This window comes from Arthrobacter sp. B0316-5-4, assembly GCF_059090325.1.
Window position 1 is genome coordinate 560,922 of sequence record NZ_JBNHFN010000003.1, and the last position, 26,863, is coordinate 587,784.

Sequence of the window (26,863 nt, forward strand, 5' to 3'; positions counted from 1 at the left end):
TGGCGGGGTGAGTGCCGCCGGGCGGGGTGAGTGCCGCCGTCGTTAACCCAAGTAGCCCCGTTGCTGGGCTGCCTCCCCGACCATCGGGGTCACTTGTTGCGAAGAGTGCAGGCAGCCCAGCGTCGGGGCGTGGTGTCCGCGACGTGTGTCGCGGGGCTTGGTGGCGCTTCCTTAGGCGGCGACGAGTTCCTCTTCCGTGGCCTCTTCACGGGCCTCGGTGAGGAATCGGGCGTAAGCGGGGATGGTCAGGAAGGTGGGGAACTCTTCGGCGAGGGTGACTTCTTCGAAGATGGCGCGGGCGTCAGCGAAGCGGTCTCCGTCGAAGCGTTCCAGGCGGGCGAATTCCTCATCCAGCATGTCCTCCACCCATTCGCGGGTGATGATGTCGCCGTGGTCGGTAATGGCGTGGGAGTGGATCCACTGCCAGAGCTGGGAGCGTGAGATCTCTGCGGTGGCGGCGTCTTCCATGAGGTTGTGGATGGCCACGGCCCCGTTGCCCCTGAGCCAGGACTCGATGTAGCGGATGCCTACCTCGATGTTCAAGCGCACACCGCCCTCGGTGATGGTGCCCTCGGTGCTGGCGATGTCGATCAGTGCACGGTCATCGGGGGTGACGTCCTCGCGGGACTTGCCCAGCTGGTTCGGCTTGTCGCCCAGAACCTTGTCAAAGACTTCGCGTGCCACGGGTACCAGGTCCGGGTGCGCCACCCAGGAGCCGTCGAAACCGTCATTGGCCTCGCGGGTCTTGTCGGCACGAACCTTCTCAAAGGAAGCCTGGTTGGCTGCCTCGTCCTTGCGGTTCGGGACAGCAGCTGCCATGCCCCCAATTGCCATGGCACCTCGCCGGTGGCAAGCGCGGACAAGCTGCTCGGTGTAGGCCCGCATGAACGGCTGGGTCATGGTCACCTGGCCGCGGTCCGGAAGCACGAAACGCGGACCGCGGGTACGGAAGTTCTTGATCAGCGAGAAGATGTAGTCCCAGCGGCCGGCATTCAAACCGCTCGCGTGGTCGCGCAGCTCGTACAGGATCTCTTCCATCTCGAACGCAGCCGTGATGGTTTCGATCAGCACGGTGGCGCGGATGGTGCCCTGCGGGATGCCGAGCAGGTCCTGGGCCAACACAAAAATGTCGTTCCAGAGCCGGGCTTCCAGGTGGTTCTCGATCTTCGGCAGGTAGAAGTACGGGCCCTTGCCCTGTGCCAGCAGGCGGCGGGCGTTGTGGAAGAAGTACAGGCCGAAGTCCACGATCCCGCCGGCGATCGGCTTGCCGTCGATCAGCATGTGCTTTTCCGGCAGGTGCCAGCCGCGGGGACGAACCACGATGGTAGGCAGGTCCTCGGCGGACTTGAGCTTGTATTCCTTGCCCTCGGGGGACGTGAAATCAATCCGGCGCTCCAAGGCATCCGTCAGGTTCAGCTGGCCCTGGATCACGTTCCGCCACGTCGGCGTGGAAGAGTCTTCCATATCCGCCAGCCAGACCTTCGCTCCCGAGTTCAGGGCGTTGATGGTCATTTTCTTGTCCACCGGTCCCGTGATCTCCACGCGGCGGTCCTCCAAACCAGGGGCCGGGGGAGCGACGCGCCAGGACGGATCATTGCGGATGCCCTCGGTCTCCGGCAGGAAACGTGGATCCTGGCCACTGGAGATCTGGTTACGCCGTGCGTGCCGTGCCTGCATCAGCTCCTGGCGACGATCGCTCGTGGCTCGGTGCAGCTTGCCGACGAACTCAAGCGCATCCGGCGTCAATACCTCGTTCTGCCGGCAAATGGGCTGCGCGGTCAACGTAATGCCATTAATAGTGAAGTTGTCGGTGAAGCTGTTCATTTCAAGACTCCTAAGAAAATGTTCGACGGCGGCACTCGGCTGGCTGGGTTGGCTTGGCGGGGAAACCCTCCGCGTGCTATTCCCCATCCCGGCCGCTTGGCCTCGCGGGGCTCGGCCGGCGTCCGGGACAGGGCCCCTTTTACGCACGCTGCCGGGTTCCCCCTCCAAGCCGCTGCGTCACCCGCGGTGAGTGCCGCCGTCGTGCCTTCCGGTGAGCGAAAGCTCACCTTGGGCGTTTTTGGTTAGTGGAACTGGCCCTCTTCGGTCGATCCGACCAGTGCGAGGGTGGATGCGTTCGGGTTGAGCGCGGTGGCGATGTCGTCGAAGTAGCCGGTACCGACTTCGCGCTGGTGCTTGGTGGCGGTGTAGCCGCGGGACTCGGAGGCGAATTCCTTTTCCTGGAGTTCGACGTAGGCGCTCATGCCTTCACGGGCGTAGCCGTGGGCGAGATCGAACATCGAGTAGTTCAGGGCGTGGAATCCGGCCAGGGTGATGAACTGGAACGTGAAGCCCATGGCGCCGAGTTCGCGCTGGAACTTGGCGATGGTGGTGTCGTCCAGGTGTTTGCGCCAGTTGAAGGACGGGGAGCAGTTGTAGGAGAGCATCTGGTCCGGGAACTCGGCCTTGACCGATTCGGCGAACTTGCGGGCCAACTCCAGGTCCGGGGTGCCGGTTTCCATCCAGATGAGGTCGGAGTACGGTGCGTAGGCTTTGGCACGGGCGATGCAGGGTTCGATGCCGTTGCGGACCTTGTAGAAGCCCTCAGCAGTACGTTCGCCGGTGATGAATTCCTGGTCGCGCTCGTCCACGTCCGAAGTGATCAGGGTTGCTGCTTCGGCGTCGGTCCGGGCAATGACGACGGTCGGGGTTCCGGCGACGTCGGCTGCCAGGCGGGCTGCGTTGAGGGTCCGGATGTGCTGCTGGGTGGGGATTAGGACCTTGCCGCCAAGGTGGCCACACTTCTTCTCGGAGGCGAGCTGGTCTTCCCAGTGAACGCCCGAGGCGCCGGCGGTGATCATGGACTTCATGAGCTCGTAGGCGTTCAGGGGCCCACCAAAGCCGGCTTCGGCGTCGGCGACGATCGGGACCAGCCAGTCCTCAACACTCTTGACGCCCTCGGCGTACTCGATCTGGTCAGCGCGGAGCAGGGCGTTGTTGATGCGGCGGACAACCTGCGGAACTGAGTTGGCCGGGTACAGCGACTGGTCCGGGTACGTCTGTCCCGAGAGGTTGGCGTCGGCGGCCACCTGCCAGCCCGAAAGGTAGATCGCCCGGAGGCCGGCCTTGACCTGCTGCACAGCCTGGTTACCGGTCAGTGCACCCAAAGCGTTGGTGTATCCGCCGGTGGGAGCTTCCTCGGTGAGCTGCTTCCAGAGCTTCTCCGAGCCGCGGCGGGCCAGGGTGTGCTCTTCGGAGACGCGGCCGCGGAGGCGGACGACGTCGGTTGCCGAGTAATCGCGGGTGACGCCTTCCCAACGCGGGTTGGCGGACCATTCAAGTTCCAGCGCTGCGGCTTGCTGCTCTGCACTCTGCTCTGCTGGTTCAAATGAAGCGGTCATTTCTGTCTCCTTATATCCAAGCGGGGCTTGCCCGGGCCCGGCCTTTGCTGCGTCTTTGCGGCATCGGCCGGGTTGTCCGGGGTCTGTATTTCTTTTTCGTAAGACCTACTTTTCTGCACTTCCAAGAGTCTTTCTAGAGGAAAACTATGGAAAGAAATGCACTTCTTCGCGTATTCTCAAGAAATGTCGCCTGTGAGCTGGAATCGCGAAGTAGTGTCGCCGTCGTCGTCCCCTGCCGCCCCGGAACTGGACGTCATCAGCCTTGGGCGCCGCGTGCGCCACCTGCGCAAGCAGGCCGGGCTGACGCTGGACGACCTGAGTGCCGCCGTCGGGACCGCACCAAGCCAGTTGAGCCTGATCGAAAACGGGAAGCGCGAGCCCAAATTGGGGCTGCTGCAGCAGCTGGCGGCGTCACTCAACGTGAGCATCGACCAGTTGCTCGGCGCGGAGCCGCCGAGCCGTCGTGCCGCCCTCGAAATCGAGCTTGAACGGTACCAGCGCGGACCCCTGTACGAGTCGCTGAATCTCCCGAAAATCCGCATCAGTTCGCGGCTTCCACTGGAAGTCCTGGAGTCCCAGGTGGGGCTGCTTCAGGAGCTCGAACGCAAACTCAATGAGCAAGCCGCGACGCCGGAGGAAGCCCGCCGCGCGAACGGCGAGTTGCGTGCCATGATGCGCGAGCGCGGGAACTATTTCCCCGAGTATGAGGCGGAAGCGCAGAAGGTCCTCAAAGGGGTCGGTTACACCACCGGTCCGCTGAGCCAGCACGTCATTGCGGACATCGCCGAGAACCTCGGTTTCACGCTGCACCACGTGGGCGACCTGCCGCATTCCACGCGTTCCGTGACCGATTTGAAGAACCGCAGAATTTATCTCACCCAGAACCAGCGGCAGGATCACGATCCACGATCTGTTTTGCTCCAGGCCCTGGGGCATTATGTTTTGGGGCACGAGACTCCGCGGAACTACGGGGATTTTTTGGCACAGCGCGTGGCGACCAACTACTTCGCCGCCGCGCTTCTGCTGCCGGAGCACGCAACGGTGGAGTTCTTGCAGAAGGCCAAGGCTGCGAAGGAAATTGCCGTGGAAGACATCCGCGATGCGTTTGCGGTGTCGTATGAGACGGCCGCGCACCGCTTCACCAACCTCGCCACCAAGCACCTCGGCATCACCACGCACTTCCAGAAAACCCACCAGTCCGGGATCATTTACAAGGCCTACGAGAACGATGGAGTGACCTTCCCGCAGGACCATACCGGGGCCATCGAGGGGCAGCCGTCGTGCAAGGCATGGACCTCGCGGGCGGTGTTCGACGTGCCGGACAAGTTCAGTGCCTACAGCCAGTACACGGATACACCCTCGGGCACTTACTGGTGCACGGCGCGGACTGAGCGCTCGGCGGCCGGTGAGTTCTCGCTGAGCATCGGCGTCCCTTACCAGCACGTCAAGTGGTTCCGTGGGCGGGAAACCATGGCCCGCGCAACGTCCAACTGCCCGGACCCAAACTGCTGCAAACGTCCGCCGGCTGCGTTGGCCGACGAATGGGCCGGCAACGCCTGGCCCTCCGCCCGGGCACACTCCCACCTCCTAGCCGCCATGCCTCCCGGAGCGTTCCCCGGCGTGGACGAAACCGAGGTGTACTCCTTCCTGGCGGCGCACTCCGAACGCTAACCCCCAACGCTCTCTCACGTTCCGCCCGGTTGGGGTGGACGCTCTCTCACGTCCCGCCCGGTTGGGGCGGACGCTCTCTCACGTCCCGCCTGGTTGGGGTGGACGCTCTCTCACGTTCCGGCTGGCGATCCCCGGAACGGCGGGGTCTTACGCACACGCTAGATTCGACCGGCGGGGACCAGCTAGTCTGCGCGATTGGTTTCGGTCCGCGGCACGCTGCGTGAAGGAAGCTCGGCGAACGCGGCGGCTTGAGCGCGCTGGGTGCGTAACGCTTGAGGATTCAGGTCGGAGCACCATGCGGGATAGACGCGGAAGCCGCGCTTGCCTGGATGGAGTTCGGAAGTAACATAGCCAAGCGAGATCAGGTGCGAGGGAGTGAAGCGGAAGACCCCGAACCGGTCCCGGTCTTCTATGAAAACCATCAGTCCCGACATCGACTCGCCAGCCGTAAATGGCCTGGTTGATCCGCCTTCGCCGCGCTTCCAGACCGCAACAAAGGCGCCCGGTTTCGTCGGTGTGATCCGAGCCGTGCGGATCCGCCACCGCTCTTTCCCGAACCGTACGACCCCGGATTCATAGTCGCCGTTCTGCTCTTCTGCCTTGATGATGGGTTGCGGATCATCCGAAGCCTGGACGCAGTCGGCAAAATATTTGAGTGCACTGAAACTCACTCCCGAATCTTACTCGTTGAAGAATAGAGACTGCTCCGCGGCTATTGCCATCGACTACCGTGCCAAGGTCGACCCCGCTGGCTACCGCTTGCTACCGGAATTTGCCCTCGGGATCCTGCGCGCATCGAGTGTTGCCGCCGAGGGTGGTTCCGAAGCTGCTCGTTCCAAGCTGCATGGATAACTTGCCATCCCCAAAACCAGTGGTCGTCTGGTCTCGGTTCGCCCCCGAAGGCTGTGTTTGTACAACGCTCAGGCCGTTGCTTTCAAAAACTTCCTTTACCGACTTATGTATCGCTTTAGCCTGATCTTCTGAGATCGCGCCCTGCGTACTGTCGTAATTGAACCGAGTGCCCTCGGTCCCGTCCGGCAGGGGGCATGCCATGCCGGGTTTATCTGGTGTAATTTTCGTCCCGTCGCCAGGGGCGAGCCCCTGAATTTGTGTGAAGATGTCGAGGTATTCCGTGCGGGCTTGTTCTGGTCCCATAGTCTGCTCCGCGGCGTTGGTGGGTGGGGTGGTGCTCGGCGTTGTTCCACACCCCGTGAGGGCAACGAGGATGGCAACGACAAGGCCTTGGATGAGGGATCTTCGCGAAGACATGGTGGTCATCGTTTCACATTCGTAAGTTGGTCACTCAAGCCCAAGGCGGTCTTGGCTTGATTGCTGCTTGACTCGGTGTCACGATCAAAATATCCATAGACGCCGTCCTTGCCGCCGGTCTGTCCGTCGTGGGTTTTGGTGGGGTTCTCAACGGTGCCATCGGGCGCGGTGGTGCCGTCTGCGCCGAAGGTGACGGCACCGAATCCGGGGTCTTCGGTGCTTTTACGCTGCCAGCCGAGCCCATGCCCGACCTCGGCTATGCGGTCCCAGTCGTAGGTTCCCCGGTAACGGTGCCGCCGGGGTTCAGGTGGAGATCTCTTACGGAGGTCACGTTGTCAGGGGCTCCAACGTCCCCTAATGAGAACGAGGTTATCGACCGGTAGCTCAGATTTTGCTGCCTCCATGGCGCCAAGGGGCCCGAGAAGGCAGATCGGCAACGTTTGGCCGCGAATCGGGATGCTCCTTGGAGGCTGATATTAGTGCTGGTTTGCTGAACATGTCGAGAACGGTGGCGGCGCCGAAAGTTAGTGATTGAGCCAACGCCCCGTCACTGGAGATCCGCTGAGTCGAGTCACTATAGGGCGACAGAAACCAGCGAACATCAACGGCTGGAGCAACCTAGCCGACCAGTCGCTGCACCAGCACCGCCGCAGCTTCAACCACGGCGTCGGCCTCACGCTTGGTGGCGCTCAGGGCAACTTCCTGCCCCGACACCGTAACGATGTCCGTGATTACCGCGACTGTGAGCCTGCCAAGGGTGTCATCGCTGGTGCCGAGGAGCACCGAGTTCTGGCGAACCCATTCCCGTCCACGTTCCCGCCTGAGCAATTCGAAGCCCGGGGGAGTGTCGCCCTCGATGAACACCCGTTCCAAGTCCCGGTGCTTCCAGGTGTAGTCGAAGTAGCTGCGGCTGCCCACATTGAACAGTGTCAGGGGATCGCCCTCGCCGGCTTTCCGCGCTTTCGCGACGGCGGCTGCGACGACTCTTTCGTGTTCGTTCTGGTAGTCGTTCCAGAGGGCGAGGAAGAGCTCGGTCTTTCCGCCAAAGTGGTGGTAAAGGCTGCCCACACTGGATCCGGCACGTGCCACGATGTCCGTGATGCCAGCATCGGTGAAGCCGTGTTCGATGAAGACCCCGGCCGCCGCATCCAACAAGTTGCGCTGGGTGGCCGCCGTGCGGGTCCATTGCCACGAGCCCGCGTTACTGGCAACTTCGGACGTCTTGCGAACCATGCAGGGCTCCTTCCGCGGGCAGAACGACCACCGGAGTGTCGACCGGCTATTTTTTGGAATCCTATCCCCGAAAGAATCCACATAGCCAGCCACAAGCCTTGACTGACCACTAAGGCACGGGAAATAATTTTGGAAGTCTGTTCTAGAAATACACATTGCGGCATGTATCCGAATGCTGCGATTTTTGACGTCGAACGCCCCGAAACCCGGGTGCCGTTTTCACCGTCGGGCTGCAACTGGTTGAATCGCTATATAGCGCCAACTGGTCGCAGCCAAACAAGCCAGAGAGGAACGCGGCCTGATGTCCGTTTCAAGCAAGTCGTCCGGGATCACGTCGAACAGGTGGTTCAAACCCGTCGCCGTCACCGCAGGAGCTTTGGTGGTGGCCCTGATCCTGGTCCTGGTGGCACAGTGGCTCCGGACCCTTCAGCCGGTCCAGCAATTCCTGACGGACTACCCCGGGCACTCGGCCATCCCCGAAGGCACTCCTACTGGCTTCCCCGCATGGCTTGGCTGGCAGCACTTCCTGAACATGTTCTTCATTGTCCTGATCATCCGTTCGGGGTGGCAGGTGCGCACCACCACGCGGCCGGCAGCCAACTGGACCAGGAACAACAAGGGCTTCATCAAAACCAAGAACCCGCCTACCAAGATCAGCCTGGACCTCTGGTTCCACCTGACCCTGGATGCGCTCTGGGTCTTGAACGGCATCATTTTCATCGTGTTGCTCGTCGCCACCGGCCAATGGTTGCGGATCGTCCCCACCAACTGGGACGTCTTCCCGAACGCTGTCTCCGCCGGCCTGCAGTACGCCTCGCTGAACTGGCCCGTTGAAAATGGCTGGAACAACTACAACAGCCTCCAGCTCCTGACCTACTTCGTCACGGTCTTCATTGCGGCGCCGCTGGCAATCATCACCGGCATCCGGATGTCCGGCGCATGGCCCAAGAAGGCTGCGATCAACAAGTTCTACCCGATCGAGCTGGCCCGCAAGATCCACTTCCCGGTAATGATCTACTTCGTTGCCTTCGTGATCGTCCACGTAACCTTGGTGCTGGCTACCGGCGCGCTGAACAATTTGAACCATATGTACGCGTCCAACAACGACTACAGCTGGTGGGGCTTCGGCATCTTCGCGGCTTCCATCGTCTTCACGGCGGCGGCCTGGTTCCTGGCCCGCCCACTGTTCCTGCGTCCCATCGCCTCGCTCATGGGCAAGGTCTCACGCTAAAGCTCACGGCTCAAAGCTCACGCAAAAAAGCAGCCGCCTCGGAACACTCCGCGGCGGCTGCTTTCGTATAAGACCTAGGACAACGCCCCGCCCTGCCACAGCGCGTCAAAGGGAGCGCCGGAGGACACACGGTTCTTGATCCCTTCGGTGACAAAAGCCTTGGCAGTGCGTGCGGCTTCCAGCGGTGTCGCGCCCTTGGCCAGCTCAGCGGTTACGGCAGCGGCCAGCGAGCAGCCCGCACCTGACACAGCAACATCGCCCACCTTCGGAGCGCGCAGGACTTCCAGCGTCTCGCCGTCGTAATAGACGTCGACGGCGTCCGGGCCTTCCAGCCGCACCCCGCCTTTGGCGAGGACTGCTGCGCCGCTGATCTCGTGGATGCGGATCGCGGCAGCCTTGAGGGACTCTTCATCGGTAATCGTGAGCCCGGACAAGGACTCGGCTTCGAAGTGGTTCGGTGTGACGAAGGTAGCCAGCGGCAGGATCTGGGCCTTCAGCGCCTGGTCGGTGTCCAGGGCGTGGCCCGGCTCCTGGCCCTTGCAGATCAAAACAGGATCCAAAACCACATTTGCGAAAGCACCATCAGTCAGCGCCTTTTCCACTATGCTGATGGTCGCCGGGCTGCCGAGCATGCCGATCTTCACTGTGTCCAAAACGGAAGGCGCGCCGGAAGCGGCACCGTAGGCCGCCGTCGTGGCTTCGAGTTGGTCCGCGATGACCTGCTGGTCCACCGGCACAAAGCGGTGGTTCCAGTTGTCCTGCGGGTTGAAGGAAACGATGCACGTGAGGTTCGCGATGCCGAACACTCCGAGTTCCTGAAAGGTCTTGAGGTCCGCTTGCGCGCCGGCGCCACCGGTCGCTTCGGAACCGGCGATGGTCAGGGCAATGGCAGGGGCAACGGCTGAAGTCATGGTTTCCATTTTGGCAGTTGCTCCGGTCCCGCTCCTAAACGGGCCTAGCCGTGCAGCGTCCGGTATGCCGCCTCCGCGGCAGGGTGCAAGGGGACGCCCGCGGTGTTGATCAGGGTTTCCGGGCTGAGGAATTGCACACCGGTGCTCGACTTCGGAACCAAGTCCTGGGCTTGTTCCACCAGCAGTTCCACGGTCTGACGAACAACGTGGTCGGCAAGGTCCCTGCGGCACAGGAGGAGGTTGGCGACGCCGACCGTCCACACAGCGGGCGCGTCACCGTAACTGTTGGCTGGAATGAGGACGCGGTCGTAGAACGGTCCAAACTGCGAGCGCGTTGCGTTGATGAGGTCCGATAGGTCCACCAGGCGGAGGCCAACGTCCTTGGCAGTGGACGCGATGGCTGCGGTGGGCACACCTCCGGACCAGAACAGGGCATCGATGGTCCGGTTCTGCAGTGCCGCGAGCCCTTGGTTCAGCCCCAGATTCACTTGGGTGAGCGCGGGACCGGTTTTTGCGGATGACAGGCTGGAGGCCTCGATGATCCTGGGAGCCGTGAGGGATGTCCCAGACCCCACTTCCCCCACGCCCGCGGTTTTGCCCGCGAGGTCGGCAAAGTTCCGGATGCCACTGTCCTTCCGCACGATGCAATGGACGTAGTTCTGGTAGACCTTGCCGAGAGCCACGAGGTCTGCGGGCAGCGGCGGCCGATCCCCGGGGCTTGACTGCTGGGCTGCCGCATCTGCAAGTGCGACGGCGATCGTCGCCTCGCCGGCCACCACCCGCCTGATGTTCTCCAGGCTTCCGCCGGTAACCAAAGGTTCAGCCGTTTCGGCTACGCCTTCTCTCTGGAGCAAGGCTGCGAGCAATGTGGCGAATTCCAGGTAGAAGCCGCCCGGTTCGCCACCGGCCACCGTGAGTTTCCGAGGGCGTTCGCCCGGGGTGCAGGCTGCTGTTGCGGGAAGGAAAAGACCAGCCACACCCACGGCCAGCCCGGCCTTAATCACAGAACGCCGGGGCATCACCTTCGACTCAGGCATCTTGCGCGTCCTCTGGTTTCGCGAACTCGAGCCGTGCCGCCAGCCCATGCGGCACGCGCGGCTCAATGACGAGCCGGCCGCCGTTTGCTTGGGCCAGACGATCCACGATGGTCATGCCCAAACCGTTGCCAGGGATTTTGCTGTGCTGCGGCGCCCGCCAGAACCTGGTGGTGGAAGCGGCACGCTGCTCGGCTGGGAGGCCGGGACCGTCGTCGGAAATTACGACGGCGGTCCCGCCTTCCGTCTGCTGCGTGGCCACGGTGATGTCAGCTCCGGGGGCGTACTTGATGGCGTTGGCAATGAGTTCTCCCACCATGTGGGCAAGTTCGTCGGGGTCGCAGTTGATCTGGTTTTCCTGTGCGGGGCCTTCCAACATCAGCCGGGATCCCGCCCGTTGAGCGGCAGGTACGGCCCGTTCTACTTCGCCCTGCAGGATGGGGAAGGGATCGATGACGGCTTGCCGCTGGTGCTCTGCGGCTTGGTCCGGGCGGGTAGACCCCTCGAAGGCGCGGTGTTCCGCCGTCGCCAGCTTCAGCACGCCGTCGAGCATTTCCTCAACCCGCTCAAGTTCCGCCACAACGCCAGCTGCCGCGGCCTTTTCCTGCTGCCCTTTGAGTTCCAGCTGCAGCAAATCGATCCGCAGCCGAAGCGCCCCAACAGGGTTTCTGAGTTGATGCGAGGTGTCTGCGATCAGCCGGCGCTGGGACTCCATGCTCTCCGCGACGGTGTCCGCCATGGCGGTGAAGGAGCGGCTGAGTTCGCGCAGTTCGGGCGGTCCGGCGTCGGGAAGTTGGCTTGTTTTGCCCGTGGTTTCGAGCTCGTGAACTGCTCTGCTGAGCCGGTTGACCGGGCGCAGGACCCACCCGGTGATCCGCGCTGCGGCGAGCAGGAGCAAAGCTGCCAACGCCAGCGCCGCGAATCCGACCACCAGCCATCGCTCGCGCAGCTTTTGCCGGGCGGCATCGAGGTTGACTTCCACAACAGCCTCGCCGAGGACTTGGCTGGCCGTGCCGAACGACCTGGAAATGATGTCGTTGCCGGTCCCGAAAGCACTGATGGGGTTCAGGGTGGTATCGCTCAGGTTGAGGCTCGCCCGGTTCAGCGCATCCTGGACGTCGGGCCGCTCTTCGCTGAGTCCGCCGGAACGGACGGTTCCGTCCTGTGTCCGGATCAGGATTCCCTCGCCGTAAAGCTCGGAGTAGCGGTCCATTTCGCGCTGTAACTGGTTGGTGTCTTTGTCTTGGGCGGCGTCGCTGGCCAGTTGCGCGAAGCGGTTGAGGGCAGCGACGCGGTTGATCTGCAGATCCTGGGTGAGCTCCCGGCTGGCCGAGGTCAGGATCACGCTGGAGACCGTCACCACGATGATGACCACCAGCAAGCTCAAGATGCTGAGAACACGGGCTTTCACGGTTGCTCTACCCGGTAGCCGACGCCCCGGACGTTGATGATGAACCCGGGCAGCTGCAGCTTGGACCGCAGGCCTGTGAGGTGCACGTCCAAAGACCTGGAATGCGTCACGAACGCGTCGCCCCAGAGTGCGTCCAGGATCTGCTCGCGGGTCACCACCGAGCCCGCGTTCCTGACGAGGAGGCTGAGGAGGTCGAACTCGGTTGCCGTCAGGGCGAGTTTCCGTTGGTCGACGGCGGCCACGCGGCGGTCGAGGTCGACCTCGAGTTCGCCCAGGACGATGGCGTGCGGAGCTTCCTGGCCGCCGCGGTTGGTGCGACGCGTGACGGCTTCGATCCGGGCCAGCAATTCCACGAGCTTCACGGGCTTCACCAGGTAGTCATCTGCTCCGGACCTGAGACCCAATACCACGCTCCGCTCGTCATCCCGGGCCGTCAGGATGAGGATCGGAACTGCGCTCACTTGGCGCAGCTTGCGCAGCACATCCAAGCCATCCAAATCCGGAAGGCCAAGGTCCAACAGGATCACCTGGTGCTCCCGATGAACCAGCAGCGCATCCTCGCCGCGGGACACGCGGGTGTGTGTATGTCCGGCCGAAGCGACGGCAGCGCTCAAGGCCGACGCCATGGCGTCGTCATCCTCGACGATGAGCACGTGCACTGTCTGGTCCTTTGGATTGGGGCTGGTTTCGCTGGCTGGTCCGCTGTCAGCTGGTTCGCTGTCGGCTGGTTCGCTACTAGAGCTTAACGTTGTGAGGCCCGCTCTGCGCCCTTCGGAGTACCCAAAGTGCGCAGAGCGGGCCTAACAAGGCAGGAAGGTCAGGCGTCGACGCGATCCTTCGTGCCGTCGTCGTCCTTCGCGGAGCCCTTCGCCACGAACGCGTGGCCTTGCTCCGTATCCAAGTGGGTGGACTTCTTGTTCTTCAGCGCGAAGATGTACACCAGCAGCGAGATGAAGATCGCCGCGGTGACGTAGGTGAAGAACAGGTTCTCCTGCCCGGTCTTCTGCAGCGCGGCACCGATCAATGGAACCGTCCCGCCAAACAGTGAGTTGGCGATCGCGTAGCCGAGGCCAACCCCCAGAGCGCGGATGGACGCCGGGAAAAGTTCTGCTTTCACCAAGGCATTGATCGAGGTGTAACCGCCCACCATCAGCAGGCCACCCATCATGAGCAGGAACGCTGTGAAGGGGTCCTTGGTACCCGCGAGCGCGGAGAGCAGCGGCCAGGTGAACAGTACGCCGGTCACGCCAAACCAGATCAGCAGGGGCTTGCGGCCCACCTTGTCCGAGATCATGCCGTACACAGGCTGGAGGAGCATGAAGATGAACAGTGCCCAGAAGTTGATGATGGAGGTATCGGTCTTTGCGATGCCCGATGTATCGTTCATGAACTTCAGGATGAAGTTGGTGTAGGTGTAGAACGCGACCGTCCCGCCGAGGGTAATGCCGATGCAGATGAGCAGTGGCTTCCAGTGCTTGGTGACCAGCAGCTTCATGGTTCCAGGTTGCGCTTCGCCTTCCACCTTCACGTGTGCGGCACGGAGCTGATCGGCGGAGATCGTTTCCTCCATGGAGCGGCGAAGCCAGAGCACCACCAGCGCAGCGACGCCCCCAACAGCGAACGGTATACGCCAGCCCCAGGCCGTGAGATCTTCCTTGCTCATGGTGTTCTGCAGGATCACCAGCACCAGGAGGGCCAGCATCTGGCCGCCAATCAGGGTCACGTACTGGAAGCTCGAGAAGAAGCCGCGGCGTTTGGCCGTCGCAGCCTCGGACATGTACGTGGCACTGGTGCCGTACTCGCCGCCCACCGAGAAGCCCTGCACAACGCGGACGAAGACCAGCAGAATCAGTGCCCACAAGCCGATGACGTCCTGCGTTGGCAGGATCGCAATGGCGAAGGAGCCCGCGGACATCATGGTCACGCTGAGAGTCAGCGCAGCTTTGCGGCCCTTCCGGTCGGCGTAGCGGCCGAAGAACCAGCTGCCGATGGGACGCATCAGGAACGACGTCGAGAAGACCGCCATCGCCTCAAGCCCAGCTTGGAGATCGTCCGAGGAGTTGAAGAAGTGCGACTGGAAATACGCCGCAAACGCGGTGTAAACGTAAACATCGAACCACTCCACGAGGTTGCCCGCGGAGCCCTTGAGGATGTTGCTCACGGCCCTGCGTGTCTGGGCGGCTTCGCTCAGGGGTGCAGCTTGTTGGGTGCTCATCAATGAACCTTCCTGGACGGCTGCGTTTTGCCGCAGCCGTGTCTTGCATGAGTTCGTTCCGTCCATGAAGCCCGTGCTCATGGCGTCCTTGCGCATGGCTGGTCGTCGACTAAGAAAGGTCCTCCAAGGTGAAGAGGACGTATTCCAAACTATGGGTGATGCACGGCACAGCCATAGCCCGCGGGGCATTTCCTAACACTTCCTTAGGATTCGGGTTGCGTGGCTTGGTTGGGGACGGTGGCCGCACCTTACGCCCGACGACGGCTGCTCACCTATCAACGCTCCCTCGTGTGAGTGGGGGATTCTGATTGATCCGGACCAGTTTCCACACAGCCAGACGGCCCGCGCCGGCCGCGACGGCGATCGACAAGGAGAAAAGAAGCGGACCCGTCGGTGAAAGTCCACCGAAGCGGCCACACATGAGTAAAGCTCCGGCGAAAAAGGCGACAACGTGAACCCATTGGTTCCGGACGCGACGCAGAGCCAAGCCGAGAAGTGACCCGGCCGCAGCACCAACAGCCCAAACCGGAAGGAGGCTGTAAATGAAAAAGATGACTGCCCACTCCGGCCCTTGGATGCTGAGGAGAACGCAGAATGTCAGATGGGCTACGGCGATTCCAACTGCAAGTCCCTTGGTGCCCAGCACCACTCGGTCCTTTGGTCCGTAGCACCATCCTCTGGACGGACCCTTGGTTGCCAGAGCGTACTCATCTTCGTCAGTCCATGGTTCCTGGCTCATGGCTACCTTTCTGAACGTGGTGAGGGAGGGATCGCTGGAAGGGGCGTTTATGTGAGGGAGGGTTTGGGGGCTGGTTTGGCGATGTCGTTCAGCGCGTCGGCCAGGTTTGGGTGCGCAAACGTGAACCCCGCGTCGAGGAGTTTCCGGGGCTCCACCCAGCGGCTCTTGAGCACCAACTCGGTCTGTGTCCGGATCAGAACGGCTCCGGCTTCCAGGAGCCAGGCCGGTGTAGGAATGCCAAAAGGGACACCCATGCTCTGCCGAACCAGCGACAGCAGCTCCCGGTTGTCCACCGGGTACGGCGTTGCCGCGTTCACTGGACCGGTCAGCTCCGCGTGCTCGTGGACGAACAGCACCACACGGAACAAGTCCTCCACATGGATCCAGCTGAATTTCTGCGTACCCGGACCCATGTGCCCACCCAGGCCAAGCCGGGCAAGGTTCCGGAGGGGACTCATGACACCACCGGCTCCCAGCGCGATCGCAATCCGCAGGGCCACCTTCCGAGTGTCCGGCGCAACGGCAGCCGCCAACTCGTCTTCCCATGCGCGGGCCACGTCGACGGAGAACCCAGTGCCCAACTCGCCGGAGGCCTCCGATTGTGGGTGGTCGTCCGCGTGCCGGTAGATGGTCCCGGTGCTCGAGTTGATCCAGGTTCGGGGAGGTTCGGCACACGCAGCAACCGCCCGGCCCAACGCACGTGTCGTTAAAACCCGGGAATCCATGATCTCGCGCCGGTGCCGCTCGTCGTAACGGCAATTCACGGATCGTCCGGCGAGATTCACCAGCAGTTCGGCGCCGTTCAGCGCCTTGGCGATGCCGCCGTCGTCGTGCCATTGGGCGTCAGCTGAGACATCCCGCCCGACTGTCCGGACCTGCCAGCCTTCTTCGAGGAACCGCCGCGTGAAGTAGCTGCCAATGAACCCGCTGGCACCGGCGATCACCACAGTCCGCGGCATCATGAATCTTCCTTGACGCTGCGTACGAGTCCCAAAACGTCGTCGAAGACCTTGCTGACTCCGGGAATCTTTGCCAGAGACAGACCGCGAGCCACAAGAGGGGCGGCACCGTCGACGAGCTTGCGGGTGCGTCGCTGTCCCTCCGAGCGGTCGTAGACCCAGAACAGTGCGACGCCCATGTATGCCAGCCACAGCAGTTCGGGCAGCTCCCCGCGCAGCTTCTTCGCGACGGCGGGAGAGGAGCCCTCGACGGCGGAACGGAAGATCGCGAGCGAAGCCTCGCGGGCGGCGGTGGATGCCTCGCCGAACGGGTTGACGGGCGACGTCGGCCGGATCGCCGTCGCGATGAAGTCGGAACCGAACTGGTGGTACGGCGCCATGACGTCGACGCCGGTGTGCAGCACTGCTTTCAGACGCCCGGCGAGATCCTGAACGCCTTTCAGGGCCTGTGCCGCGACCACTGCATGCTCATCCTGAACCTGGACGTACAGCTCCTGAACCAGTTCATCCTTGGAGGCGAAGTAGTAGTAGGCGTTCCCCACGGAGACGCCGGCTTCCTGCGCTATGGCACGCATGGTGGTCTTTTCGAAGCCGATTTCGCGGAACATCTTCAGTGCGACGTCTGCCACGAGTTGCCGGGTCTGTTCGCTCTTTGCTGCCACCTGAGCCTCCTTGATCAAGGTTTTGAACGTGTTCAAGATTGAGTATGGCACAGTTTCTGAACGCGTTCAAAAGCAGGGAATGAGGGAGGGTTGGCGGGAAGGGGGTGGGATGTGAGGGAGGGTTGGCCGGAAGGGGGTGGGATGTGGGAGAGGGGTGGCCGGAAGGGGGTGGGATGTGAGAGAGGATCGGCGGTGGGACAATGGAACCGGTGCCGGGCCAGATGCCCCACCACCACAGTGCTAATACAGCGGGGCAGCCAGATGCGGCGGCCTGCGCGAACCACTACGAAATGGATGACCCATGTCTTCGCCCTCCGGCTCCAGCACGCTGAGCAAGCCTGCACCCCGCTTCGCCTCGATCGGTTCCCCGTACTTCGGCATCATGTTGGCCGTCATGGCCGTGGTGCTGATCCTGTCCAACATCGGCGCTTCCAAGGGTGTGGAGCTCGGGCCGATCATCACCGATGGAGGGTTCTTCCTCTTCCCGTTGGCCTACATCCTGGGCGACGTCATGACTGAGGTCTACGGCTTCAAAGTGGCCCGCAAAGCCATCGTCACCTCGTTCGCCCTGAGTGTGTTCGCCTCTCTTTGCTACTGGGTGATCATCATCCTGCCCGGTTTCAATGATGACTACGGAACCGCCAAGCAGGCCGCCATCGAGGGTGCCCTGGGGCCCGTGCCGCAGATCGTCCTTGCCTCGCTGCTCGCCTTCCTGGCAGGACAGACCATCAACTCCTGGATCCTGGTTAAGATGAAGCAGCGCACGGGCGAGAAATCCCTGTGGGCACGCCTCATGGGTTCTTCCGTGGTGGGCGAATTCGTCGACACCCTGATCTTCTGCAGCATCGCGGCATCCGTCATCGGGATCTCGGACGCTGGCTCGTTCGTCAACTACGTCCTGGTGGGCTTCGTCTACAAGACCGCCGTCGAGTTCCTGTTCGTTCCGATCACGGTGCTGGTTGTTGGCTGGATCAAGAAGCGCGAGCCCAGCTACGGAACAGTCGCAGCCTAGGACCAGGGCCTAGAACTCGAGGGCCTAGGAGTAATACCGCCCCAGCGTTTCAGCCTTGAACTCGAAGAAGTCCCCGGATTCGATGGCCAGCCGGGCATCGTCCACCATCTTCACCACGAAGCGCTCGTTGTGGATGGAGATCAGCGTCGCGGAGAGCATCTCCTTGGCCTTGAACAAGTGGTGGATGTACGCCCGCGAGTAGTTGACGCAGGTGTAGCAGTCGCAGCCGTCCTGAAGGGGCCCGAAATCGGTTTTGTAGCGCGCGCCTGACAGGTTGAACCGGCCGAAGGGCGTGTAGAACGCTGAGTTCCTGGCAACCCGGGTGGGGGAGACACAGTCGAACGTGTCGGCGCCGTTCTCGATTGCCGTGAAGATGTCGTCCGGTTCGGAGATGCCGAGCAGGTGCCTGGGCTTGTCCTCGGGGAGTTCCTCGTTGCACCAACGCACAATGGTGCCCAGGTTTTCCTTCTCCAACGCACCGCCGATCCCATACCCGTCAAAGGGCATGGCACCCAGGTCCTGGCAGGCTTTGCGGCGCAGGTCCTCGTACTGGGCTCCCTGGATCACCCCGAACAACGCCTGATACGGCTTGCCCACCCGGGAAGAAGTCAACGAGGCATGTTCCGCCAGGCACCGCAGCGCCCACAAGCGGGTGCGCTCCAGCGACTCCTCTTGGTAAGCCCGCGAATTCTGCAGGGTAGTGAGCTCGTCGAAGGCGAACATGATGTCCGCGCCGATCTGGTGTTGGACCCGCATGGAGATCTCGGGCGAGAAACGGTGCCGGTCCCCGTTGAGGTGCGACTTGAACCAGACGCCGTCATCGTCGATGTGGGCCAGCCGTTCCTTGCCCGGTGCTACGGCGTCATCGGGGCCGGACGAATCGACGTTCTTCATGTCGATAACCTTCTTGAACCCCGAGCCCAGGCTCATCACCTGAAACCCACCGGAGTCGGTGAAAGTGGGCCCGGGCCAGTTCATGAACGCACCCAGCCCACCCGCGGCGTCGAGGATTTCGGGCCCCGGCTGCAGGTACAGGTGGTAGGCGTTGGCCAGCACAGCCTGCGCGCCAAACCCGGCGATCGACTCGGGCAGCACGGCCTTGACGGTCGCTTTGGTTCCGACGGCGATGAACGCGGGCGTCTGGATGGTTCCGTGCGGCGTAGTGATGGTTCCAGTCCGGCCAAGGAAGGCGCCGCCGTTGGCATCCACTTGGGCGTCCGGCGGCGAGCACGCTTCAGTCAGGCGGGTGCCCACCGTCAACGAGAACTCGGATTGCCGGGCGGATAACCCCGGCAACTCGGGCAGGGCGGGAGCTGGGGAGGAAAAAGGCGCGGAAACAGGAACGGAAGCTGGCACCTACCTAGTGTGCCAGCTTTACCGTGGGTAACCAGCGGAGGAAGCCCTACGACCCGTAGTTTTCAGCCTTCCAGTTGTCCCACGAGGACCGGATATCCGCCAACGTGTGGGCCCCCAAATCGTAGGTGGAGGCAATCACCATGGAGCCGCCGTCGGGCCTTTTCTCCGGAATCGGTAACTGCTCAGCGACGATCAGCAGGCCTTCCCCATGTTCGGCGTAGCTGTGGACGGTGAGGCCAACCTGGTGCCGGCTCTTGAACCAGATCTTGCCGGAGATCTTCTCGCCGGTAGCAAGGGTGAGCGAGTATTCCTCCCCAACGGGCGGCAGATCCCCTAGTCCCAACTTCTCGATCGCCGGACCGCCCTTGCCGGGGAGGGAGACGAAATGTGTCCGTCGGTGCCCGTGCGGATGGCGCTCAAGGGCGAACCTCAGTTGGTGCAGGAAGGTGAGCCAGCCTTGGGTGATGTCTTCGTCCCAGTCGGCCCACTCGGAATCGTGGTCCAGGGCAACCCTGGTGATCCGCACTTCGGTGCCGCCGGAGACAGGGTGGAGCTCAAAGATGTCGCCGCCATTGACCGTCAGGCTGGTGTGATCGGGGCCTTCAACGACGTCTGTATTGAAGTAGATCTGTTTGATTTCATCGTTCAGGTCGTCGGCCTCCCAGCCGTGCCATTGGGCGACCAACGACGGTTCACGCAGCATTGTCCAAACCTGCTGCGCATCGGCATTAACCACAACGCTCAGATTGTTCGTCATGGCCCCGAATCTACCGCCGTTCGACCCGGCATAACAGGCCCGGAACCTGTCAGGCCCGCACCGATTCCAGTTCGTTGCCGATCCGCCGGGCCAGCTCTTCCTCGCCGATGGTCTTCGAGCCGCCGTGGGCACGCAGGAACATGAGGGCCTCCAAGCGGAGGAACCGCCATTCGCGCTCTGCCTCGTGGTTGCCGTTATCGATTGCGCGGAAGATTTCCTTGTCGTACAGGTTGGGTTCGTTGAGCGAACGCTGGCGGACCCTCGCGTTGATCCGGGCCTTGAACGGGTCCTCTTCCTGGGACTCGGGCGCGCGGAGCAGCTTCTCGTAGACGGCAGCCCGTTCGGACTGGCCGGCCTCGCGGCAAATGAAACTGGACAGTGCCAGGGCGCGTTCGATTGACGCCCACCGGTCCAGGTTCCCATCGAAAGGCAGGACGTTCAGCAGGTCCGCGACCGCCAGCGCGTGGTCCGGATCGCGAAGCACGATGCACAGATCGAAGGCGAGGTCGCTGAGGTCCCGGAGGCAGCTTCCGGACTTGGTGTTGATGCCCTTCGCCAGCCGCTCCGCCAGCACCTGGACACCGTTCTTGCCCTTGTGATCGGCGGCTGCGGCACGCACCACCGCTTCGGGGGTGCCGTCGGGTTCGGGTATCAGGGCAAGTTCTTCGGCGCTGGGCCCGGTATATGTTGGCGGGGTTTCCGGACGCGGAGGCACGACGACGGCGGGTCCAGCGGGCGCGTCGGCCTCGGCGTCGGCGGGGGTGCTGGAGTCCGGTTCGGCTTCGGCTGGGGCGTCCACTGGTGATTCGGCACCGGGGCCGGCAGGAACTCCGTCACCCACAGGGACGCTGGACCCGACGGCGATCCTGATGGTGCCGCCGTCGACCGTTGTCACCAGCAGCAGCGCGGGCACACCGTAATCGTCGTTCTGCACCTCGACGGCGCGGATTTCTTCGGCCGGCCCGTCGCCGGGCGGGAACACAAAATCTCCGGGCTGCAGGTCCCCAGCCTGCTTTTCTTTGTACTGCTGTGTGGCTGGGCTGTGAGTCATCGGAAGTCCTTTGGTTCTCTTGGGGTCCGCCGTCCAGTCTACAAAGACCGGCCGCCGCAGGGGCCGGGACCCGCTAGAGGACGATGCCCGAGAAAGCCAGCGCCTGCCGCACGAGGTTGCCTCGACCGCCGTCGAATTCCTGCTGGACGTTCTCGCTCAGTACCTCTTGGGGCGTCATCCAGGTGAGTTCCAGGGCGTCTTGGCGTGGTTCGCATTCGCCGGTCACCGGGATCACGTAGGCCAGTGAAACGGCGTGCTGTCGGTCGTCCGTGAAACCCGTTTGCGAGGGCGCCGGGAAGTACTCGGCCACGGTGAACGGGACAGGGCTGATGGGGAGCTGCGGGAAAGCCAGGGGACCGAGGTCCTTTTCCATGTGCCGCAGGAGGGCTGCCCGGATGGTCTCGCGGTAGAGGACACGGCCGGAGACAAGGTATCGGACCATGTTGCCGTCGGCGTCACCCTGCAGCAGCGTGCCGACTTCGTTGACATACCCGAGCGGATCCAACCTGACCGGAACAGCTTCCACATAAACCATGGGGAGGCGGCCGCGGGCTTCGAAGAGGTCTTCATCTGAAAGCCAGCCTGGATACGGGTCGGGTGTACGTACGCTCATGGTTAAGTTCTACCCCATCCCCGGTGCAACTTCCGTGGAGGCCCTGCCGGGTACAGGGCCGTTACGCTCTCGGCTGTATTCCGGGGCGGGGGATTGACTCCAACCTTTGGCGGTAGGAATCACTGCGGATTGTGGTCTGGAAAAAGATTATTCGTCCGCAATGTAACCGGCAGACCAGACCCGGAAACAACATGTTCGAGCAAGCAAATCTGCTCAACGACTCCGTGGGGGAAGGAACCCAGAAATGAACTACCGCCGAACCGGACACGCCAAGTACGCGACCCTTGTATCGCTGGCTTTGGCGTTGACGCTTACTGCCTGCACGCCGGCGTCGCCCGAGCCCGGCGGCGCACCAACGGAGCGTCCTGCCGCGTCCCCGCAGGAAGTGCTCGCTGAGCCGGTGGCGGAGGTCGATGCCCCTGTTGCGGACGCTGCCCCCGTCGCTCCGATCCCAGCCGCCGAGGCCGCCCCGTTGGTGGTTCCGGAGCCCGTGGTGGTTCCTGTCGTTGCCCAGCCTGCGAGTGAAGCACCCGCCCCGGCACCCACGGAAACGGTTGCGCCTGCACCTGCAGTGACGGTTCCGCCCTCCGCACCTGCAGTGACGGTTCCGGCTCCGGAACCGGTGGTGACCCCGATTACCCCTCTTGAGCCCTCAACGCCGCATGTATCTCCGAACTACCCGGAAATCGGGACTTACACCTTCCCGGACGGACACATCTCCTTCGAGGTACCGTCCGGTTGGGGAATGCAAGCCGAAGTTCCGGTTGTTGCGCCCGGGGACGACTACCCTTACGACGATCACTTCGCCATTGCCCACATCTTCGATGAAAACGGGCACAACGTGGTGGACATTACCAGCGGAGGTGTCGGCGGAGTGGTGGCCGGGCCCGTCAACCGCACCATTCTGGACTCGCAGAAGCTCAGCTCTTTTGACGACCGGGACGGGGCATCCTACTTTGCGGTCTTCCGGGACGTTTACCCCTTCGACACCGCGGAAACCAGGTACTTCGTGGGCATCGTCCCGGAAATGCTGATGACCGAAGGTCCTGACAGCACCTCTGCTGCAAGCTTCCTGATCATGGGCAACGGCGCTGCCACCGCCCAGGTGAACATCGACCCGTACATGAAGCAGGAGGCCGCGGAGGCCTGGATGCAGTCCGAGCAGTACAGCAAGCTCAAGGGACTGCTTACCAGCCTCCGATACGCACAGTAGGACCGCGGGCGGGCGCCCGTTCCGCTTAGGCGGGCGCCCGTTCCACGACGATCGACGCCGGTGCGGCGCCACCCGCGGCATCGGGGTTGGCGACGTACAGGATGCCTTCGCTGATCCGGGCCTCGGTGCCCGCTTCGGTGAGCCGTGCCAGCAGTGGTTCCAGTTCGCCGTCGTACTCGAACGCAAGCACACCGCTGGTTCCGTCCGCCCCGTGGATGATCTGGAGAATGCCGCCGTTCTTGGTGGTGAAGGTGGCTGATTCGTCGTCCGACGTCCGGGGCCGGGCGCCGATGCCGCGGAGCACGCCAGCCGACAACTCCACCAGTGGGCTCACCCAGGTGGCCACGACGGACAGTGCCGAATCGGCCCCGGGGGAGGTGGCCCACGTGCCATCAGCCGCCCGGGTCGCGGGGAAAGCGAAGAACTCGAAGCCATCGTCGGCTGAGATGCGGGCAGTGGTGGCATCAGGGGTTTCGTGGATCTCGGCTTGGGTGCCGGCTTCCTCGGTTCGTCGCACGAACTCGTCCACGTCCCCCACTTCGACGCTAAAAAGCGTAGACCCATCCAAGGGATGGCCGTGCTCCACATGCCCCAATGCGAGGCGACCCGAACCGGCGTCGAACTCCCGCCACTCACCGTCGTCAACGGTCTTCACCAAACCCAACGCGTGCAGGATGGCGGCCCAGTCTTCCGGGCGGGAGGTGTAGTGGATGGGGCGGGCTCGCAACATGGGGTCTCCTGGTGGGTTTCGGGATCCTCGTCCAAGCCTATGCTGGGGCCATGCCCATTGAATTGGAAGAACTACTGGTCAAAGACGGCAACGCGTGGCGGGCCTGGTTGGCCGCCCATGCCGCCGAAAGCCCCGGGGTTTGGCTGATCCTGCACAAGAAGGGCGGCACCGTCACCGAACTGGATTACGATGCCGCGCTGGACGAAGCGTTGTGCTTTGGCTGGATCGATGGCCAGTCCAGGAGCCGCGACGCCGAAAGCTACTTCCAGCGCATGACGCCCCGGGGGCGCCGCAGCATCTGGTCCGCACGGAACGTGGGGCATATTGCCCGGCTCGAAGCGGAAGGCAGGATGACCGACGCCGGCCGTTCCGCGGTCGAGGCCGCCAAGGCAGACGGCCGTTGGGAGGCGGCCTACGCCGGGCCCGCCGATTCGGTGGTGCCGGCGGATCTCGCAGCGGCCATCGCAGCCGTGCCGGAGGCGCAGGCTATGTTCGACGTGCTCACATCGCAGAACCGCTTCGCCCTCATCCACCGCACCAACCTGGTCAAAAGGGCCGACACGCGGGAGCGGAAGATCGCAGGCTTCGTGGAAATGCTGGCCCGCCACGAAGCCCCATATCCGCAACGCAAAAAGCCCTAGCCGGGCTCACTCACCGAAGGGGAAAGCCACCCCCTCGCCAACCACGCGCAGGCACAATTCCGTCCCCGGCTTGGTGATGGAGGCGTTCCAGTGGCGGATGGTAATGATTTCGCCGCCCCCGGGGTAACGATAGCTGTTGCCCGAAGCGCTGCCGTCCGGCGCGGTGTACTCGCCGAGTTTGATGCGGACAGTGGTCTCCGGGCCGAAATAGTCCGTGTCCACCACCACGCCGCGGATCGGGCCGTCGGACGCGATCCGGATCTGCTCCGGGCGCAGCATGAGCTGGACCTTGCCCTGGGCCGGTGGCCGCCGGACGGGTATGCCGCCCAGGGAGCAGGTGGCCAACGAGCCTTCCATCCATGCATCCAGGATCACTGCGTCGCCCAGGAACTCGGCGGTGGCGCGGTCAGCCGGGCGTGTGTAGACGACGAACGGGTTACCGATCTGGGCCAGTTTCCCGCCGCGCATGATTGCCACCTGGTCAGCAAAGGACAAGGCCTCCGCTTGGTCGTGGGTCACCAGGATGGTGGTTACGCCTGCAGCATTGAGCACCTTCGCCACGGCCCTGCGGGTAGCCACACGGAGGCCGGCGTCGAGGGCTGAGAACGGCTCGTCCAGCAGCATGAGCTCAGGTTCCCGCGCCAGAGCACGGGCAAGGGCCACGCGTTGTTGCTGTCCGCCGGACAACTGATGCGGCCGCCGCTTGGCCATGGACGCGTCAAGGGACACCATCTCCAGCAGTTCCTGGACACGCGCCCGCACCCCGCGCCGACCGCCGTCGAGCTTTCCCGAATCGAGGCCGAAGGCCACGTTCTGCCCCACCGTCAGGTGCGGAAAGAGCGCGCCGTCCTGGGCGACGTAGCCTACCTGCCGCCTGTGTGCCGGCACCCAGAGGCCCTCGCCGGCCACCGGTGAGCCGTTGAGGCTAATGGTCCCGGTATCCGGATGTTCGAAACCGGCTATCAGGCGCAGCAAGGTGGTCTTGCCCGAACCCGACGGCCCCACAATTGCGGTGGTGCCGCCCTTGGCCACCGACAAGTTCACGCCCTTCAGGACAGCCTGGGAACCGAAGTTCTTGGTGACTTCGGCGATGTCCAGGTGGGCGTTGGTGGAGGTGGCCACTGAGGGTGCTACCCGGGGTGCAGGAAGCCTGGAAGGGGATTGTTCGGTCACTGTCCGGCTACTTTCTTGGACTGTTGGAAAAGCAAGTACGTCATGGGGGCCGAGAGCAGGATCATCAGCAAGGCGTAGGGCGCTGCGCCTGCGTAGTCGATCTCGCTGCTCTTGCTCCAGAACTCCGTGGCCAGCGTCCGGGTGCCGTTCGGCGAGAGGAGCAACGTAGCCGTGAGTTCGTTGACGATGGCAAGGAACACCAGCGCTGCACCGCCCGCAGCTGCCGGTGCCGTCAGCCGCAACGTGACCCGGAAGAAGGACGTCAAAGGGGTCTTGCCCAGTGATTGGGCGGCCTCGTCGAGTTCCTTGGGCGCCTGCGCCAAGCCGGAACGGATGTTGACCAACGCCCGCGGCAGGAAGAGCAGGACATAGGCTGCGATCAGCACACCGGCCGTCTGGTAAACACCGGGGACCACCCGAATGCTGACGGTAACGAACGCCAGACCCACCACGATGCCGGGGAGCGAACTGGTGACGTAGTTGGAGAGTTCCAGCATCTTGCTGAACCAGCTGGGGCGCCTCACAGCGAGGTAGGCCATGGGGAACGCCACCACCGTGGTGACCACAGCGCCTGCCGCCCCGTACAGGAGGGTCTGGATCAGGGCCGGCATGAACTCCTCCGCCGCCCAAACCTCCGTACCACCGGCAAACAGCCACTTCAGCACGAACCACAGGGGCAGTCCGAACGCCAGGGCTGTCAGGGCCAGGAGCGCCAGCTGGGCGGGGACCTGGAAAACGCCAAGGGGCAGCCTGGTGGCTTTGGCTTGCGCGCCGGAGCCGATGCGTGCGTAACGGGCGGTGCCGCGGCTCCTGACTTCGGCCAGCAACAGGATTAGGCACAGGAGAACAAGGACACTGGCCAGCATGTTGCCCGCGGTTCCGTTGAACGTTGACTGGAACTGGACCATGATGGCGGTGGTAAACGTGTCAAAGCGGATCATGGCGAAGGCGCCGTATTCAGCCAACAAGTGCAAGGAAACCAGCAAAGCGCCGCCGGTCATGGCGATGCGCAGCTGCGGCAGCACCACCCGGAAAAAGACTGCCCACGAGCCCAGCCCCAACGAGGCCGCGGATTGTTCAATGGCTGGATCCAAGCGGCCCAAGGTGGCTGCTGCGGGGATATAGACCAACGGGAAATAGGAGAGCGTGGCAATCAGGACACCCGACCCGAGGCCCGCCATCGACGGAACAGCGGACACCCAGGCATAGCTGTTCACGAAAGCCGGAATGGCCAGGGGTGCCGCCAACGCAACCGCCCACCAACGGTGCCCGCGCAGCTGGGTCCGTTCCACCAACCAGGCCCCACCCACGCCCAGGATCAAACAGAGCGGCACCGTGAACACCGTGAGGAGGACAGTGTTCAGCAGCAGCTCGCCCACCCTGGGACGCACGATGAGGCTGACGGCCGTCTCCCATCCAGTGGTGGCCGTCATGTACACCACGTAGCCCAGCGGAATCAGGGAAAACAGGGCTATGAGCACGGCCAACAGGGACACTGTAGAAACGCCGAAAGGCGGGCGGGGGCGCTTGCCCCTGCCCGCCGTCGTCGTGCTTCCCTGGGAACGTGGAACGTTGGGAGCCGATAGATCAGTGGTCACA

24 protein-coding genes are annotated in these 26,863 nt (G+C 63.2%); 5 read left to right on the forward strand and 19 right to left on the reverse strand.

Annotation, left to right across the window (positions count from 1 at the left end; all coding sequences use genetic code 11):
- Positions 1-171: 171 nt before the first annotated feature.
- Together aceB and aceA are read right to left on the reverse strand one after the other, a co-directional pair.
- Positions 172-1,824: a malate synthase A gene (aceB, locus tag AC5RU9_RS11205; RefSeq protein ID WP_494016494.1), complete on the reverse strand. Its 1,653-nt coding sequence runs from the start codon at positions 1,822-1,824 to the stop codon at positions 172-174.
- A 242-nt stretch (positions 1,825-2,066) separates the two neighbouring features.
- On the reverse strand, positions 2,067-3,383 hold the full coding sequence (gene aceA / locus AC5RU9_RS11210; RefSeq protein ID WP_211713767.1) for an isocitrate lyase: 1,317 nt from the start codon (positions 3,381-3,383) through the stop codon (positions 2,067-2,069).
- Between the two features lie 156 nt (positions 3,384-3,539).
- On the opposite strand from aceA, the gene AC5RU9_RS11215 reads away from it, so the two are divergent.
- On the forward strand, positions 3,540-5,054 hold the full coding sequence (locus tag AC5RU9_RS11215) for a helix-turn-helix domain-containing protein (protein WP_494016495.1): 1,515 nt from the start codon (positions 3,540-3,542) through the stop codon (positions 5,052-5,054).
- 182 nt (positions 5,055-5,236) lie between these two features.
- On the opposite strand, the gene AC5RU9_RS11220 is transcribed toward AC5RU9_RS11215, so the two are convergent.
- The 3 genes from AC5RU9_RS11220 to AC5RU9_RS11230 all read right to left on the reverse strand — a co-directional run bounded on the left by AC5RU9_RS11220 (position 5,237) and on the right by AC5RU9_RS11230 (position 7,556).
- Positions 5,237-5,725 carry a MepB family protein gene (locus tag AC5RU9_RS11220; RefSeq protein WP_494016496.1) on the reverse strand — a complete coding sequence of 163 codons (489 nt, stop codon included), beginning with the start codon at positions 5,723-5,725 and terminating at the stop codon, positions 5,237-5,239.
- A gap of 91 nt (positions 5,726-5,816) precedes the next feature.
- Positions 5,817-6,332, reverse strand: a complete 516-nt coding sequence (locus tag AC5RU9_RS11225) for a hypothetical protein (RefSeq protein WP_494016497.1) — start codon at positions 6,330-6,332, stop codon at positions 5,817-5,819.
- A 609-nt stretch (positions 6,333-6,941) separates the two neighbouring features.
- On the reverse strand, positions 6,942-7,556 hold the full coding sequence (locus AC5RU9_RS11230; protein WP_494016498.1) for a TetR/AcrR family transcriptional regulator: 615 nt from the start codon (positions 7,554-7,556) through the stop codon (positions 6,942-6,944).
- A 301-nt stretch (positions 7,557-7,857) separates the two neighbouring features.
- Between AC5RU9_RS11230 and AC5RU9_RS11235 the strand changes: the two genes are divergently transcribed.
- Positions 7,858-8,787, forward strand: coding sequence for a cytochrome b/b6 domain-containing protein (locus tag AC5RU9_RS11235; protein WP_494016499.1), 930 nt, complete (start codon positions 7,858-7,860; stop codon positions 8,785-8,787).
- Between the two features lie 74 nt (positions 8,788-8,861).
- On the opposite strand, the gene AC5RU9_RS11240 is transcribed toward AC5RU9_RS11235, so the two are convergent.
- The 7 genes from AC5RU9_RS11240 to AC5RU9_RS11270 form a co-directional block, all read right to left on the reverse strand.
- On the reverse strand, positions 8,862-9,698 hold the full coding sequence (locus tag AC5RU9_RS11240; RefSeq protein WP_494016500.1) for a hydroxymethylpyrimidine/phosphomethylpyrimidine kinase: 837 nt from the start codon (positions 9,696-9,698) through the stop codon (positions 8,862-8,864).
- A gap of 44 nt (positions 9,699-9,742) precedes the next feature.
- A complete protein-coding gene (locus AC5RU9_RS11245; RefSeq protein WP_494016501.1) occupies positions 9,743-10,735 on the reverse strand; it encodes a TAXI family TRAP transporter solute-binding subunit in 993 nt (330 codons plus the stop codon).
- Positions 10,728-12,143: a sensor histidine kinase gene (locus AC5RU9_RS11250; RefSeq protein WP_494016502.1), complete on the reverse strand. Its 1,416-nt coding sequence runs from the start codon at positions 12,141-12,143 to the stop codon at positions 10,728-10,730. Before AC5RU9_RS11250 ends, AC5RU9_RS11245 begins: the two co-directional genes overlap by 8 nt.
- Positions 12,140-12,802 carry a response regulator transcription factor gene (locus tag AC5RU9_RS11255; protein WP_494016503.1) on the reverse strand — a complete coding sequence of 221 codons (663 nt, stop codon included), beginning with the start codon at positions 12,800-12,802 and terminating at the stop codon, positions 12,140-12,142. The genes AC5RU9_RS11250 and AC5RU9_RS11255 overlap by 4 nt, the downstream gene beginning before the upstream one ends.
- Positions 12,803-12,960: 158 nt before the next feature.
- Positions 12,961-14,358, reverse strand: a complete 1,398-nt coding sequence (locus AC5RU9_RS11260; protein ID WP_494016504.1) for an MFS transporter — start codon at positions 14,356-14,358, stop codon at positions 12,961-12,963.
- 786 nt (positions 14,359-15,144) lie between these two features.
- Positions 15,145-16,059, reverse strand: coding sequence for a TIGR01777 family oxidoreductase (locus AC5RU9_RS11265; protein WP_494016505.1), 915 nt, complete (start codon positions 16,057-16,059; stop codon positions 15,145-15,147).
- Entirely contained in the window at positions 16,056-16,718 is a 663-nt protein-coding gene (locus AC5RU9_RS11270) for a TetR/AcrR family transcriptional regulator (protein WP_494016506.1), read from the reverse strand. Before AC5RU9_RS11270 ends, AC5RU9_RS11265 begins: the two co-directional genes overlap by 4 nt.
- A gap of 301 nt (positions 16,719-17,019) precedes the next feature.
- Here AC5RU9_RS11270 and AC5RU9_RS11275 point away from each other — a divergent pair, with 301 nt between their 5' ends.
- Positions 17,020-17,730 (forward strand): queuosine precursor transporter, encoded by a 711-nt coding sequence (locus AC5RU9_RS11275; protein ID WP_494016507.1) that lies wholly within the window; start codon positions 17,020-17,022, stop codon positions 17,728-17,730.
- A gap of 24 nt (positions 17,731-17,754) precedes the next feature.
- On the opposite strand, the gene tgt is transcribed toward AC5RU9_RS11275, so the two are convergent.
- From tgt to AC5RU9_RS11295, 4 genes are all read right to left on the reverse strand, one after another.
- Entirely contained in the window at positions 17,755-19,086 is a 1,332-nt protein-coding gene (tgt, locus tag AC5RU9_RS11280) for a tRNA guanosine(34) transglycosylase Tgt (protein WP_494016508.1), read from the reverse strand.
- Between the two features lie 46 nt (positions 19,087-19,132).
- Positions 19,133-19,843, reverse strand: a complete 711-nt coding sequence (locus AC5RU9_RS11285; RefSeq protein ID WP_494016509.1) for an SRPBCC family protein — start codon at positions 19,841-19,843, stop codon at positions 19,133-19,135.
- Between the two features lie 49 nt (positions 19,844-19,892).
- Positions 19,893-20,894 carry a DUF6707 family protein gene (locus AC5RU9_RS11290; protein WP_494016510.1) on the reverse strand — a complete coding sequence of 334 codons (1,002 nt, stop codon included), beginning with the start codon at positions 20,892-20,894 and terminating at the stop codon, positions 19,893-19,895.
- 73 nt (positions 20,895-20,967) lie between these two features.
- Entirely contained in the window at positions 20,968-21,507 is a 540-nt protein-coding gene (locus AC5RU9_RS11295) for an NUDIX hydrolase family protein (protein ID WP_024819523.1), read from the reverse strand.
- 244 nt (positions 21,508-21,751) lie between these two features.
- Between AC5RU9_RS11295 and AC5RU9_RS11300 the strand changes: the two genes are divergently transcribed.
- Positions 21,752-22,720 carry a hypothetical protein gene (locus AC5RU9_RS11300; RefSeq protein WP_494016511.1) on the forward strand — a complete coding sequence of 323 codons (969 nt, stop codon included), beginning with the start codon at positions 21,752-21,754 and terminating at the stop codon, positions 22,718-22,720.
- 25 nt (positions 22,721-22,745) lie between these two features.
- Here AC5RU9_RS11300 and AC5RU9_RS11305 read toward each other — a convergent pair whose 3' ends face one another.
- Positions 22,746-23,450: a hypothetical protein gene (locus AC5RU9_RS11305; protein WP_494016512.1), complete on the reverse strand. Its 705-nt coding sequence runs from the start codon at positions 23,448-23,450 to the stop codon at positions 22,746-22,748.
- 50 nt (positions 23,451-23,500) lie between these two features.
- Here AC5RU9_RS11305 and AC5RU9_RS11310 point away from each other — a divergent pair, with 50 nt between their 5' ends.
- On the forward strand, positions 23,501-24,091 hold the full coding sequence (locus AC5RU9_RS11310; RefSeq protein ID WP_494016513.1) for a YdeI/OmpD-associated family protein: 591 nt from the start codon (positions 23,501-23,503) through the stop codon (positions 24,089-24,091).
- Between the two features lie 6 nt (positions 24,092-24,097).
- On the opposite strand, the gene AC5RU9_RS11315 is transcribed toward AC5RU9_RS11310, so the two are convergent.
- Both AC5RU9_RS11315 and AC5RU9_RS11320 read right to left on the reverse strand, forming a co-directional pair.
- On the reverse strand, positions 24,098-25,264 hold the full coding sequence (locus AC5RU9_RS11315) for an ABC transporter ATP-binding protein (protein ID WP_494016514.1): 1,167 nt from the start codon (positions 25,262-25,264) through the stop codon (positions 24,098-24,100).
- Positions 25,261-26,862: an ABC transporter permease gene (locus tag AC5RU9_RS11320; protein ID WP_494016515.1), complete on the reverse strand. Its 1,602-nt coding sequence runs from the start codon at positions 26,860-26,862 to the stop codon at positions 25,261-25,263. The genes AC5RU9_RS11315 and AC5RU9_RS11320 overlap by 4 nt, the downstream gene beginning before the upstream one ends.
- Position 26,863 lies beyond the last annotated feature (1 nt).